The sequence below is a fragment of the Bradyrhizobium sp. genome, from assembly GCF_016213215.1.
Lineage (GTDB): Bacteria > Pseudomonadota > Alphaproteobacteria > Rhizobiales > Xanthobacteraceae > Bradyrhizobium.
In genome coordinates this window covers 1-13466 of record NZ_JACRAW010000072.1, presented here as the reverse complement: position 1 = coordinate 13466, position 13466 = coordinate 1, and the positions used below count along the sequence as shown (strand labels likewise).

The following is a 13466-nucleotide window of genomic DNA, read 5'->3' as shown; positions in this document are numbered from 1 at the left end:
CTGCCCTGTGGTCCACCCGTGTGCGTTTGCGCACGGACCGCGGGTGCCAGCCGGCACCCGGCCTTCCCTGCGCCCTCTTCAATGAGTCTTCAATGAGAGAGGGTGAGCTTGAAGCAAAACTCGGACGCCAAGCGCCGCGAGGATGCAAAGTCGCGTCTGCTGTCTGAAAGTTGAACAGGAACTTGCCGCGCCAACACTCCATCACCTCATCCTGAGGAGCCGCGCGTGAGCGCGGCGTCTCGAAGGGCGAGGCCCGGCTGTTGCCGCGGGGCTGTTGGCATGCAGTGGGGCCTTCATCCTTCAAGACGCGCGCAAGCGCGCTCTTCAGGATGAGGAACTGCCAGTGGTGCAATTGCGAGGAGCGACAGCGACGTGAGCAATCCAGACTGTTACCGCGGACAGATTCTGGATTTGCTTTGCTTCCGCCTTCGTTGAGCTACTGCGGACAAGTCGCTCGCAATGACGGAGTTGAGAGAGCGGCGCGCTCCAATCCATCGCCGTCATGCTGACCCAACGCACCGACGGCGGAGCCGGCACACTGAGCGGCCTGCGTCCATCGCGAGCGGGAGGGCTTTGCGCATGCAGCTAATGCGGACCGATGCTGCTCCAGACGAGGCCGACGCCGGACAGGAACAGGAGCCCAAGCACGATGTCGCTGAAATGCTTGTCGCTCAGTGCGTGATAGAGCCGCGCGCCGAGCCAGGCTCCGGCGATCGTTGCCGGGAAGGCGATCAGCGCCAAAAAGATCACCTTGCGCTCGACGAGGCCGGAGAGCGCCTGAACAAGAAGCGCGCTTGCCAGAATGGTGAAGTTGAAGGTCTGGAAGATGCCGCGCCGCTCGTGCTTGTTCCAGCCGCGCACATTGGCCCACAGGATCGGCAGCGGACCGGAGAGCCCGGCGAGCCCGCCGAGAATCCCGCCGCCAAAGCCGATCGCGCCATCCGCGAGCCTGCCGCCACCCTTGAACGCCAGCGGCCTGCGATTGAGGTAGAGCGCCGTCGGAAAAACGAGCAGCAGCACGCCGACGGCAAGCTTGAAATGTGCGGGCTCGGTGTGCGCGACAAGCAGGATCCCGAGCGGCACGCCGGCAAGTCCGCCGATCAGGAACGGCCACACCAGCGACAGGTCGAAGCTCTTCCACATCGACGGCAGCGTCGAAGTCTGGGAGATGACGGAGCAGATCAGGACCAGCGGCACCGCCAGCGACGGCGGCAGCACATACAGCCAGATGCCGAGCGCCATCAGCGCCAGACCAAAGCCGGCAAGCCCGGAGACAAAACCGCCGGCAAGCGCGCCAAAAAGCAGCAGCGCGTAAGTGAACGTTTCCACCAATTATTCCTTGCGACGATGCACGCCTGTCGCAGTGCGATCGCGAAATGTTGATCCATGCGCGGCAATAGCATGGGCCGGCACAGGAGCCAATTTGGGCTTCGCACGCAAGCGTGATGCGCCACAGTCGGGCACTTTCCGCCGCGGCTCCTACATGGATCGTGCCGGGGCAATTCTGGGGAGCTTCGAAAGCAACCACATTCGCATGTCGCGAACTCCGTACACGAACATGATTGGAGAACGATGATGGTTGGAATCAAGACTGTCATGGCAGCGGCTCTGATGTCGCTCATCGCGCACGCTCCGTCATTTGCGCAGGGCTTTTCGGAGCCGGCAGCTTTTCAGGCGACGAACCCGAACCGGGACGTGCTGAACGGTGGCGCGCTCACGCCCGCGGCAAGGTTGGGCCTGGAGCAATATGGCGCGAGCAATGCCTATGCGGGTGAAAGACCAGATGCTTCGCCCGGCGTGCGGCGCCATCGCCTCCAGTCTCCGGCTTCGAGGCGCGTTCGGCCATGAGGTCGGTGCCGCGAGGCTCGCAAAATGGTGAGGGGTCCGGCGCGGTTTGCGCCGAACCCCTCGTTCGATCATCAGCCAGCCTGTAAGCCGGGTTCTGTAGGGCACCGCCCGCTTGTGGCGAACGATACGTGACGGCCATTCCTCTGGGACAATGTTTGCACACTGCCTCGAGCAACCTACCCGGACGGCGGGCCTGACATCGCCCCGCGGTGTTATCGCGCGAGCGCGAACTGACCGCTGTGCCGTCCCTATTCGGTTTTGCTCCCGGTGGGGTTTGCCATGCCGGCCCCGTTGCCGGAGCCGCGGTGCGCTCTTACCGCACCTTTTCACCCTTGCTCGCCCCACCCCTATGAAGGGTGGGGGAAGCGGTTCGATCTCTGTGGCACTTTCCCTGGGGTCACCCCCGCCGGACGTTATCCGGCACCGCATGTCAAGGGAGCCCGGACTTTCCTCCCCGGCGGCCTTTCGGCCGTTGCCGGAGCGGCCGTCCGGCCGACTGACGCCTTTACGGATGGGGGTTGAAAGGAGTTTCGTCAAGCCCGGTGCGGCGGCTCTGCGCGCCGATTGGGGGAATTCGCCAAATCGACACGGCGATGAGCGCCTACTTCGACGCGACCTGCTTTGTTTCCGGGGGCAGGCTCGCGAGCAGCGCCTCCAGGGTCGCGAGCGTCGAGTGATCGGCAACGCCGTCGACGCGGTCAGGACGGAAGTGACGCTGGAAAGCGGAGACCACTTCCATGGTCGTCCCGTCATACTTGCCGCTGAGCGGGACGCCGTAGCCGTATTTCGCCAGCGCCTGCTGCATGTGCAAAACGTCGTCGCTGATAGAGCCGAGCATCAGCGACTCACCGCGCATGATCGGCGCCGGCTGCACCCAATGTCCGACGCCCGAATTGGCCATCGAGTGCCACGGGAACTTTTCGCCCGGATCCTTCTTGCGTGCAGGCGCCACGTCGGAATGGGCGAGCACCCGGTGCGAAGGGACGTTGCGGCGCAGCATGATGCCGCGGCACAGGGCGATCACGGCCGCGATCTGTCGCAGTGGAAAGTCGGGATAGCCCCAGTCATGCCCGCGATTGACGATTTCGATCCCGATCGAGCAGGAGTTGATGTCCTCTTCGCCGGCCCAGAACGAAGTCCCGGCATGCCAGGCGCGCCTGGCCTCCTGGACGCACTGCACGATCCGGCCATCCTCAAGGACGACATAGTGCGCGGATACGTCGGTGCCGGTGGTGCACAGCCGCGCCAGCGCGCCTTCCACGTCCGGCATCCCGGTGTAATGCAGCACGATCATGTCCGGGAGGCGTCCCTTGTTGCGGTCGCCGTAGTTCGGCGAAGGGATGACATCGGAGACGATCGAGGAGTCGGGTTCGAAGGTTTTCATGCTCGCGGCGGCCTTGGGAACCGGGAGAACGCGGTGACGCTTCGAATCAGATCCTGCGGACGCTACCGAACCGTACGACATGGGATAACTCAAACCGGGAATGAGGACGCAAACGCCGGGGCCTCTGGGCGCCAACTCCTTTACTATTCCTTTACCTGTGCGTTCGCGCAATCACGCAATCCCGGTGATGGGAACATTTTGCACAGCCTATGTGCGGAGGGACGCCGGCCGACGCGCGAGGCGAGTTGTGATCGACCTATCAACGCTTTCTTAACGCTAACGGCCGTTACTGAGTGATGAAGAGCCGAACCGTTTCCGGGGGCGGCCGAGGCCCTCCTTCACCTTCGAAGTCTCATGCGTGCCCGACCAATTCCACAGGGAACTCTGGGTTTGCGCGCCGGGATCCGATGGCTCGGCAGTCGTGCCACGCGGGCGCCTTGGAACGGCGAAAGCGCCCGTTGGTCCAGGAATTCGAAGCGTCATGGGCCCGTTAGTTCGCAGTTCCCACTCCAAGGCGCCGCCATGACGTCGCTGGCCCATATTCCTGTTCTCGGCCAGGAAGCGGTCGAGTATCTCGCCCCGCGCGAGGGCGGCATCTATGTCGATGCCACGTTCGGGGGTGGCGGGTATAGCCGCGCCATCCTCGAGATCCCGGGCACCCGCGTGGTCGGCATCGATCGCGATCGCACGGCGATCGCCGGCGGATTTTCCCTCGTCGACGAATCGGACGGCCGGCTCACCCTGGTGGAAGACCGGTTTTCGCACCTCGCGGAAGTCTGCGCAGCCCAGGGCTTTGCGGCGGTCGATGGCGTCGTGATGGACGTCGGGGTTTCCTCCATGCAGCTCGACCAGGCCGGCCGCGGCTTCTCCTTCCGCCTCGACGGTCCGCTCGACATGCGGATGGGCCAGGCCGGGCCGACCGCGGCGGACATCGTGGCAAAGGCGTCCGAGGCGGATCTCGCCGACATCATCTACCTGTTCGGCGAGGAGCGTCACTCCCGGAAAGTCGCCCGCGCCATTGTTGCGGCGCGGAACGAGGCGCCGATCACCACGACGCGGGCTCTGGCCGATCTCGTTGCCAAGGTGGTGCGGTCCAAGCCCGGCGACATCCATCCGGCGACGCGAACCTTCCAGGCTCTGCGCATTTTCGTCAATGAGGAGCTGGACGAGCTCGCGTTGGCGCTCGAAGCCGCGGAGCAGGTGCTGAAGCCCGGCGGCCGGCTGGTCGTGGTGTCGTTCCATTCGCTGGAAGACCGCATCGTCAAGAATTTCCTTAGCCAGCGTTCCAAATCCGGCGGTGGCTCGCGGCATCTGCCGGAAGTCGCGCAGCTTGCGCCGAGCTTTCAGCTCCTGACCCGGCGGCCGGTTGTGCCCAGCGAACGGGAAAGCGCCGCCAATCCCCGCGCGCGCTCGGCCAAGCTTCGTGCCGCCGAACGCACTGCGGCGCCGGCGCAGGCATCAGGTCCCCAGCCGTCCTGGCCGAGACTCTCCGACGTGATGAGGGGAGGCTGACATGCGCATGATCCACCTGCTTGTGATCGGCGCACTGATCTTTGGCGCCGCCTATGTCTACCGGATCAAGATGGATTCCATTGCCCGCACCGAACGGGTGCTGCGCCTGCATGCGGAGATCCGCGAGCAGCGCGACGCCATTGCGGTCCTGCGCTCCGAATGGGCCAAGCTGGAGGCTCCGCTGCGACTCCAGGGGCTCGTTGAACGCCACCTGCCGTTGAAGCTGATCACCGCCACGCAATACGACCCCTTGAAGAACCTGCCCGAACGGCCGCCGCGCCTTGTCAAGCCCGGCGAGCCGGATCCAATAGGCGCGATGATCGGTACGATTGAAGCGGCCGCAGACAGCGACAACGTCACGGGTTCGGTGCCGAAGCCGGGGGCCAAGCGATGAGCGGCGCACGGCCGGCAAAACCGACCGAACCCTGGCGGCAGCGCCTGATCCGCGGCCTGCTCTACGGGCGCAATGTCGATCGCACAGCGAAAGCCCGCGCGCGGGTCGGCTTTGCCATTTTGGCATTGGCCGCGGTATATGCCGTGATCGGCGGACGGCTGGTGATGTTCGCGATCGGGGCGGATGCCCACAGCGCGCGCCGCGCCGCCGCGCAGGACGCGATCGCAACCGCGCGGCCGGATATCGTCGACCGCAACGGCGAAATCCTCGCGACCGACGTCAAGGTGCCGAGCCTGTTCGGCGAGCCGCGTCGTATCATCGACAAGGACGAGGCGATCGAGTTGCTCACCGCGACATTGCCCGACCTCGACACGGTGGAAGTGCGCGAGCGCCTGTCGTCGAAGAAAGGTTTTGTCTGGCTCAAGCGCGAAATCTCTCCCAAGCAGCAGCAGGCAATCCACAAGCTCGGCGTGCCCGGCATCGGCTTTTTGCGCGAGAACAAGCGGGTCTATCCGACCGGCAACGAGGTCGCGCACCTGATCGGTCTCGTCAACATCGACAACCAGGGCATCGCCGGCATGGAGAAGTGGCTCGACAACAACGGGCTCGCCGATCTGCATCGCGCGGGCTTTGCCACCGACCGCCTGCAGCGGCCGGTGGAATTGTCGGTCGATTTGCGCGTCGAGCACGCGTTGCGCGACGAGCTCCTGAAGGCCAAGGAGAAATATCGCGCCAAGGCCGCGTCCGGTCTCGTCTCCAACGTCAGGACCGGCGAGATCGTTGCGATGGTCTCGGTACCGGACTTCGATCCCAACAACCCGAAGGAGGCGCATGATCCCGATCGCATCAACCGCCTGACCACGGGCGTGTATGAGATGGGATCGACCTTCAAGGCGTTCACGCTCGCCATGGCGCTCGACTCGGGCAAGGTCAATCTCAACTCGATGTGGGATGCGCGCGGGCCCCTGCGCTACGGCAAGTTCACCATCCACGACGATCATGCGCTCGGTCGGATGATCAACACGAAGGAAGTGTTCTACTACTCTTCGAACGTCGGCGCGGCGCGTATTGCGCTGTCGCAGGGGGTGGAGGCGCACAAGGCCTTCCTGCGCAAGATGGGCCAGCTTGAACGGCTGCGCACCGAGCTGCCGGAGAGCGCCTCGCCGATCCTGCCCAGGCGCTGGGCCGAGCTCAACACCGTCACCATCGCCTTCGGTCACGGCGTCGCGGTGGCGCCGCTGCAGGCCGTGATGGGCATCGACGCGCTGGTCAACGGCGGCTATCTGATCCCGCCGACTTTCCTGAAACGGACCGAACAGGAAGCGATGGCGCTCGCCAAGCGTGTGATCAAGCCCGAGACCTCGGATAAGATGCGCTATCTGATGCGGCTCAACGCCGAGATCGGTACCGCCAGGAAAGCCGACGTCAATGGCTACTATATCGGCGGCAAGACCGGGACCGCCGAGAAGGTCATCAACGGTCGCTACGCCAAGAAGCGCGTGCTCAACGCCTTCACCGCGATCCTGCCCGCGGACAACCCGCGCTACCAGCTCCTGATCATGATCGACGAGCCCCAGCCGCTGAAGGAGACCCACGGGTTCATCACCTCCGGCTGGAACGCGGTACCGACGGGGGGCAATGTGATCGCGCGAATCGCGCCGCTGCTGGGAATCGAGCCGCGCTTCAATCTGCCGCCGTCCGACCGCCTTATTCTTGCAGCATCCAGGACAACCCAGTAAGCCGTGGCAGGTGCTGCTGAGTCTTTGCGTCACCGCGGCGCTGCCGCAGGTTCCCGCGCGCCGTCCGAACCGGAAAACCATGAAGCTTCGTGACCTCTTTGGCGATGACGCCAGGATCGAGCCTCCCGCGGACGCGGTCGAGGTCACCGGCCTTGCGGTCGACAGCCGCGCGGTCGAGAGGGGGGATCTGTTCTTTGCGCTCGCCGGCACCAAGACCGACGGCGCGCGCTTTATCGAGGCGGCGATTGCGGCCGGCGCGGTGGCGGTCGCCGGCGATCATCCGCCGCCGGGCGGGTGCCGCGTGCCGTTCGTCGCTACCCCGAATCCACGGCGCGCGCTCGCGCTGGCTGCGGCACGATTCTTCCCGGTGCAACCGGCGACGATCGCGGCGGTGACCGGCACCAGCGGCAAGACGTCGGTCGCGGCGTTCACGCGGCAGATATGGGAGCATCTCGGTTACATCTCGGCCTCTATCGGCACGATCGGCCTGGTGTCGCCCAAACGCACGGTCTACGGCTCGCTGACGACACCCGATCCAATCGCGCTGCATCGGCAGCTCGACGAGATCGCGCGCGACGGCGTCACGCACCTGGCGTTCGAGGCCTCCTCGCACGGGCTCGACCAGTATCGGCTCGACGGTGTGCGCATTGCGGCCGGCGGCTTCACCAACCTGTCGCGCGACCATATGGATTATCATCCCGATGTCGCGCACTACCTTGCCGCCAAGTTGCGGCTGTTCCGTGATCTTGTCCCGCCCGGCGGCGCTGCCGTGATTTCGGCCGATCACGATTGCTCGACACTGGTGCTTGAGGCGGCGCGAACGCGGCGCTTGCGCGTGATGGCGGTCGGCCGCAATGGCGACGGGGCAGGCGAGGGCATTCGCCTGATCAAGGCAGAGGTCGACGGCTTTGCGCAAAGGCTCGAACTCGAGCATCGCGGCCGCAAGTTCGCCATTTGCCTGCCGCTCGTCGGGGCCTTCCAGATCGAGAATGCGCTGGTCGCCGCTGGGCTAGCCATCGGCACCGGCAGCGATGCTGATGCGGTGTTTGCCACTCTCGATCGTCTCGAAGGCGCCAAGGGCCGGCTGGAGCGGGTCGGCGAGCGCAACGGCGCGCCGATCTTCGTCGACTATGCGCACAAACCCGACGCGCTGGCGAAGGCGCTGCAGGCACTGCGGCCTTATGCCAGGCGCAAGCTCGTCGTCGTGTTCGGTGCGGGCGGCGATCGTGATGCCGGCAAGAGGCCGCTGATGGGCACGATCGCAACCGAGAATGCCGACAGCGTCATCGTCACCGACGACAATCCGCGCAGCGAGAAGCCGGAAGACATTCGAGCCTCGATCCTCGACGCCGCCAAGGGCGCGCGGGAGATCGGCGATCGTGCTGCGGCGATCCGCGCCGCCATCGACGAACTGGAGCCGGGGGATGCGCTCCTGATCGCCGGCAAGGGACACGAGACCGGCCAGATCGTCGGCGATCTCGTGTTGCCGTTCAGCGATCACGAGGCGGTGGCCGCCGCGCTCTCGCAGGGGGGCGCATGAGCGCAAAACCGTTGTGGACGATAGCCGAAGTAGCAAAGGCGCTGGGACTGGCAGGATCGTTTCCTGACACGGGAATCGACTTTGTCACGCAGGACAGCCGGCAGGTGAAGCCGGGAAGCCTGTTCGTCGCCTTGAGCGGCACGCCGAGCGGCGGCTTCATTTCCAGTTTCGCCAGCGCGCGCGACGGCTGGGAATTCGCAGGCAACGCGGAAAGCTCCGGCGCGGTCGCGATGATCGTGCCGCACCAGATCGCAGGCGTTCGCATCCCGCAGCTCATCGTCAAGGATACGCTGATCGATGGCTTGTGGGCGCTGGCGCGCGCGGCGCGGGCGCGGTTCAACGGTCCGGTGATTGGACTCACCGGAAGCGCGGGCAAGACCAGCACGAAGGAGTTCCTCGCCGCCTATCCGGGCGCTTACGCCAGCCCGAGCAGCTTCAACAATTTCTGGGGCGTGCCGCTGACCCTCTGCAACGCCAGTCCGGACGCCAGTCTCTGGGTGGTGGAGATGGGCATGAACCAGACCGGCGAGATCGCGCGGCTGAGCGAATTGACGCGGCCGACGGTAGCGCTCGTCGTCAATGTGCAGCCAGTTCATCTGGAAAAGCTCGGCAGCCTGGAGGCGATCCGGCGCGAGAAGGTGAGTATCGCACTGGGCCTGCCAAAGGATGGTGTCCTGGTGTTGCCGGCGGATATCGCCGCGCCGGAATGGAACGGCCGGATCATCCGCTTCGGCGAGGGTTCAGAGGTGCGAGAGCTGAACCATGCGCCGCAAGACGAGGGGTGGGCAGTGACGGCGCAGGTAGCCGGCCAGCGGATTGAATTCAGCCTCACGCCCGGCGCGCCGCACCGTCTGCACAATGCGCTGGCCGCGCTCGCCTCGATCCACGCCGCAGCTCTCGATGTGACCGCGCTGGCCGGCCGGGTCGATGATGTCGAAATCATGAGCGGGCGCGGCGTCGAGCAGGCCGTCGGCGGCATCACGGTGATCGACGACAGCTTCAACGGCAATCCCGCCAGTATGGCGGCGGCGCTCGAAAGCCTGAAGGCGCGGCCCGTCAAGAGCGGTCGCCGTATCGCCATTCTGGGCGACATGCTGGAGCTGGGCAGTGATGCTCCCGCTTACCACACGGCGCTGGCCAGGCATTTGCCCGGTATCGACGGCATCTACTGCGTCGGCCCCCTGATGCATCACCTCCACGACGTGCTGCCGGCGGACAAGCGGCTGGGCTGGCACCAGGACCCGGCAACGCTCGATCCGCGGATGGTCGCGAAGCTGCTGGAGGCAGGCGATGTTGTGGTTGTCAAGGGCAGCAAGAAGATGTTCTGGGTGAACAAGTTTGTGCCGGGACTAGTGGCCGCCTTGCAGGCAAGGGCGTAAACTGGCTCATGCCTCGTCGCGTGATCCTTCCGTGCCTCATTTCCCTGGCGAGACCACGGTGCAAAGGTCGCCTGGCCCAAGGACGAAACTCAGATCGCGAATGCGCGAAGACCGGCGCGTTCCCGGCAAGCCCGCCTGATCGGCGGCATAGGACTTTTTGAATGTTTTACTGGCTGATCGAACTCTCCAATACTGTTCCGGGTTTCGGCATCTTTCGAACCGCTCTGAACGTCTTCCGCTACATCACCTTTCGTACCGGCGGCGCCGTGGTCACCGGCGCGCTGTTTGTCTTCCTGTTCGGGCCGTGGATCATCGACAACCTGCGCATTCGCCAGGGCAAGGGCCAGCCGATCCGTACCGACGGGCCGCAGTCCCATCTGCTCACCAAGAAAGGCACGCCCACCATGGGCGGGCTGATGATCCTTTCCGGGCTCGTGGTCGCAACGGTGCTGTGGGCCAACCCGCTCAACCCCTATGTCTGGATCGTGCTGGCGGTGACGCTCGGCTTCGGCTTCGTCGGCTTCTATGACGACTATCTGAAGGTGACGAAGCAGACCTCGGGCGGGTTCGGGGGCCGCATCCGCCTGGCCATCGAGGCGGTCATCGCTCTGGCGGCCTGCTACGCGCTGGTAAGGCTCGGCCGCGATCCGTCCTCGTCTTCGGTCGCCATTCCCTTCTTCAAGGATCTCGTGCTGAACCTCGGCTGGTTCTTCGTGATCTTCGGTGCCTTCATCATCGTCGGCGCCGGCAACGCAGTGAACCTCACCGACGGCCTCGATGGTCTTGCCATCGTGCCGGTCATGATCGCAGCCGCGAGCTTCGGCATGATCTCGTATCTGGCCGGCAACGCCGTGTTCTCAGACTATCTGCAGATCAACTACGTGCCCGGAACCGGCGAACTCGCGGTGCTGTGCGGTGCCGTGCTGGGTGCGGGTCTCGGCTTCTTGTGGTTCAACGCGCCGCCGGCTTCGATCTTCATGGGCGACACCGGCTCGCTCGCGCTTGGCGGCATGCTCGGCTCGATCGCGGTGGCTGTGAAGCACGAGATCGTGCTCGCGGTGATCGGCGGCCTCTTCGTGCTGGAGGCGGTCTCCGTCATCGTGCAGGTGGCCTCGTTCAAGCTGACGGGCAAGCGCATCTTCAAGATGGCGCCGATCCATCACCATTTCGAGCAGTTGGGCTGGACCGAGCCGCAGATCGTGATCCGCTTCTGGATCATTTCGGTGATGCTGGCGCTGGCCGGCCTCTCCACGCTGAAGCTGCGGTAACGACAAACATGATCCCCATCACCTCCTTTGCCGGCAAGACCGTCGCGGTTTTCGGCCTTGGCGGCTCCGGGCTTGCGAGTTGCCACGCCTTGAAGGCGGGCGGGGCGGAGGTGGTTGCGGGGGATGACAATGCCGACAACATCGCCAGGGCGGTGCAGGCCGGCTTTCTCGCCGCTGATCTTCGCAATTTGTCCTGGGCGAACTTCGCGGCGCTGGTTCTCGCCCCCGGCGTGCCGCTCACGCATCCGGCGCCGCACTGGAGCGTCCTGAAGGCGCGCGAGGCGGGCATCGAGGTCATCGGCGACATCGAGCTGTTCTGCCGCGAGCGCCGCCGTCATGCGCCGAACTCGCCGTTCGTCGCCATCACCGGCACCAACGGCAAGTCGACCACGACCGCGCTGATCGCGCATCTGATGCGCACGGCGGGCTACGACACCCAGATGGGCGGCAATATCGGCACGGCGATCCTGTCGCTCGAGCCATCGCGCATGGGGCGCGTCCATGTCGTCGAGATGTCGTCCTACCAGATCGACCTGACGCCGTCGCTCGATCCTTCCGTCGGCATCCTGCTCAATGTCAGCGAGGACCATATCGACCGCCACGGCACCATCGAGCATTATTCAGAGGTGAAGGAGCGCCTCGTCGCCGACGTGCAGGCGCAGGGCACGGCGGTTGTCGGCGTCGACGACGGCTGGTGCCGCGACGTCGCCGACCGGCTCGATCGCGCCGGCAAGAATGTCGTGCGCGTGTCGGTGCGCAATCCGGTGCCGGACGGCATCTATGTCGAGCGCGGCACGATCCTGCGTGCCTCTGGTGCTGCGCGCAGCGAAATTGCACAGCTCGGCGGCATCGGCTCGTTGCGCGGCCTGCACAACGCGCAGAACGCAGCCTGCGCTGCGGCCTGCGCGCTGGCGATGGGCATCAGCCTCGATGTTTTGCAGAACGGGCTGCGCAGCTTTCCGGGGCTTGCGCACCGCATGGAGCAGGTCGGTCGCCTCGGCAACGTTCTGTTCGTCAACGACTCCAAGGGCACCAACGCGGATGCGGCCGCGCATGCGCTGTCGTCCTTTGCCGACATTTTCTGGATTGCGGGCGGCAAGCCGAAGCAGGGCGGCATTACCAGCCTTGCCGAATATTTCCCGCGCATCCGCAAGGCCTATCTGATCGGGGAGGCGGCCCAGGAATTCTCTAGCACGTTGGGCGACCGCGTGCCGCACGAGATCAGCCAGACGCTCGATGTCGCCGTCGAGCATGCCGCGCGCGATGCGCAGGCTTCCAGACTTGCGGACGCGGTGGTGCTGCTGTCACCGGCCTGCGCCTCGTTCGACCAGTATCGCAACTTCGAGATCCGCGGTACCAAGTTCCGCGACCTCGTCACCGCGCTGCCGGGCGTGAAGCCGGTGGTGTGACGGAGTAGATGGGTGAGCGCAGCGAAACCCATCGTTCCAGAGCAGGGTCGATTGACGGGTATCGCCGCGCTCAAACCATCCTACAATTCATGAGCTGAAGAGTCGCAAGCGTACCGGATCCCCGCTTGCGCGGGCATGACGATCTTTCCAGGAGCAGCCTCGGAGCAAGCGAGGCCAAATCTCGAAACAAGCCGATCCCATTAACCCTTCGGCAACCATCATGGGAGACCAATGGTCTGATCTCTGGCCGCAGGCGACCGCCCATGATCTCCCGTGAAGAACGCACGCCCCTTTCCGAATGGTGGTGGACCGTCGACAAGCCGCTGCTCGGCGCTGTCCTCGCGCTGATGCTGTGCGGCGTCATTCTGTCGCTGGCGGCTAGCCCGCCGGTGGCGACGCGGATCGGGCTCGATCCGTTCCACTTCTTCAGCCGCCACGTGCTGTTCCTGCTGCCGTCCTTGATCGTGCTGATCGGCGTCTCCTTCCTGTCGCCGCGCCAGATCCGGCGCAGCGCGCTGATCGTGTTCGCGGTCAGCATCATTCTGATCGTGGCGACGGTGCTGTTCGGCCCGGAGGTGAAGGGGTCGCGGCGCTGGATCACGCTGCTCGGCGTCAACATTCAGGCTTCCGAATCCGCCAAGCCCGCCTTTGTCGTCATCGCGGCCTGGCTGTTCTCCGAATCCACCAAGCGCTCCGAGATGCCGGCAACCTCGATGGCGCTGGTGCTGCTCCTGATGCTGGTCTCGCTCCTGGTGCTGGAGCCCGATTTCGGCCAGACCATGCTGATCCTGATGGTGTGGGGCGCGCTGTTCTTCATCGCGGGCATGCGCATGATCTGGGTGCTCGGTCTCGCAGGTCTCGGCGCCGCCGGCCTGTTCAGCGCCTATCTGTTCGTTCCGCACGTCGCCGGCCGCATCAGGCGCTTCATCAATCCGGCCTCCGGCGACACCTTCCAGGTCGATACCGCCATGGAAGCCTTCTACAACGGCGGCT

At 65.0% G+C, this 13466-nt stretch carries 10 protein-coding genes and 1 other RNA gene; 8 read left to right on the top strand and 3 right to left on the bottom strand.

Annotation, left to right across the window (positions count from 1 at the left end; all coding sequences use genetic code 11):
• Positions 1-585 precede the first annotated feature (585 nt).
• From HY852_RS12825 to HY852_RS12810, 3 genes are all read right to left on the bottom strand, one after another.
• Positions 586-1329: a sulfite exporter TauE/SafE family protein gene (locus HY852_RS12825; protein ID WP_291605079.1), complete on the bottom strand. Its 744-nt coding sequence runs from the start codon at positions 1327-1329 to the stop codon at positions 586-588.
• A 586-nt stretch (positions 1330-1915) separates the two neighbouring features.
• Positions 1916-2348: RNase P RNA component class A (gene rnpB / locus HY852_RS12815), an RNA gene on the bottom strand.
• 101 nt (positions 2349-2449) lie between these two features.
• Positions 2450-3232 carry an N-acetylmuramoyl-L-alanine amidase gene (locus tag HY852_RS12810; RefSeq protein WP_291605077.1) on the bottom strand — a complete coding sequence of 261 codons (783 nt, stop codon included), beginning with the start codon at positions 3230-3232 and terminating at the stop codon, positions 2450-2452.
• A gap of 522 nt (positions 3233-3754) precedes the next feature.
• Here HY852_RS12810 and rsmH point away from each other — a divergent pair.
• The 8 genes from rsmH to HY852_RS12770 all read left to right on the top strand — a co-directional run.
• Complete coding sequence (gene rsmH, locus HY852_RS12805) at positions 3755-4744, top strand: 16S rRNA (cytosine(1402)-N(4))-methyltransferase RsmH (protein WP_291605076.1); 990 nt, start codon at positions 3755-3757, stop codon at positions 4742-4744.
• A gap of 1 nt (position 4745) precedes the next feature.
• Positions 4746-5138: a hypothetical protein gene (locus tag HY852_RS12800; protein WP_291605075.1), complete on the top strand. Its 393-nt coding sequence runs from the start codon at positions 4746-4748 to the stop codon at positions 5136-5138.
• Positions 5135-6877 (top strand): penicillin-binding protein 2, encoded by a 1743-nt coding sequence (locus HY852_RS12795; protein WP_291605074.1) that lies wholly within the window; start codon positions 5135-5137, stop codon positions 6875-6877. Before HY852_RS12800 ends, HY852_RS12795 begins: the two co-directional genes overlap by 4 nt.
• Positions 6878-6956: 79 nt before the next feature.
• On the top strand, positions 6957-8417 hold the full coding sequence (locus HY852_RS12790; protein WP_291605073.1) for a UDP-N-acetylmuramoyl-L-alanyl-D-glutamate--2,6-diaminopimelate ligase: 1461 nt from the start codon (positions 6957-6959) through the stop codon (positions 8415-8417).
• The gene (gene murF / locus HY852_RS12785; protein ID WP_291605072.1) at positions 8414-9796 is read left to right on the top strand and encodes a UDP-N-acetylmuramoyl-tripeptide--D-alanyl-D-alanine ligase; all 1383 of its coding nucleotides are present in this window, start codon (positions 8414-8416) and stop codon (positions 9794-9796) included. Before HY852_RS12790 ends, murF begins: the two co-directional genes overlap by 4 nt.
• A gap of 161 nt (positions 9797-9957) precedes the next feature.
• Positions 9958-11064, top strand: a complete 1107-nt coding sequence (mraY, locus tag HY852_RS12780; protein WP_291605071.1) for a phospho-N-acetylmuramoyl-pentapeptide-transferase — start codon at positions 9958-9960, stop codon at positions 11062-11064.
• Between the two features lie 8 nt (positions 11065-11072).
• A complete protein-coding gene (gene murD / locus HY852_RS12775) occupies positions 11073-12473 on the top strand; it encodes a UDP-N-acetylmuramoyl-L-alanine--D-glutamate ligase (protein ID WP_291605070.1) in 1401 nt (466 codons plus the stop codon).
• A 263-nt stretch (positions 12474-12736) separates the two neighbouring features.
• Positions 12737-13466: FtsW/RodA/SpoVE family cell cycle protein (locus HY852_RS12770; RefSeq protein ID WP_291605069.1), on the top strand; the 730-nt coding region annotated here is incomplete at its 3' end.

What these genes read in the sequence shown, in the direction of transcription:
- HY852_RS12810 (WP_291605077.1), bottom strand. Translation starts at nt 3,232, where the DNA reads ATGAAAACCTTCGAACCCGACTCCTCGATCGTCTCCGATGTCATCCCT.
- rsmH (WP_291605076.1), top strand. Translation starts at nt 3,755, where the DNA reads ATGACGTCGCTGGCCCATATTCCTGTTCTCGGCCAGGAAGCGGTCGAG.
- HY852_RS12800 (WP_291605075.1), top strand. Translation starts at nt 4,746, where the DNA reads ATGCGCATGATCCACCTGCTTGTGATCGGCGCACTGATCTTTGGCGCC.
- HY852_RS12795 (WP_291605074.1), top strand. Translation starts at nt 5,135, where the DNA reads ATGAGCGGCGCACGGCCGGCAAAACCGACCGAACCCTGGCGGCAGCGC.
- HY852_RS12790 (WP_291605073.1), top strand. Translation starts at nt 6,957, where the DNA reads ATGAAGCTTCGTGACCTCTTTGGCGATGACGCCAGGATCGAGCCTCCC.
- murF (WP_291605072.1), top strand. Translation starts at nt 8,414, where the DNA reads ATGAGCGCAAAACCGTTGTGGACGATAGCCGAAGTAGCAAAGGCGCTG.
- mraY (WP_291605071.1), top strand. Translation starts at nt 9,958, where the DNA reads ATGTTTTACTGGCTGATCGAACTCTCCAATACTGTTCCGGGTTTCGGC.
- murD (WP_291605070.1), top strand. Translation starts at nt 11,073, where the DNA reads ATGATCCCCATCACCTCCTTTGCCGGCAAGACCGTCGCGGTTTTCGGC.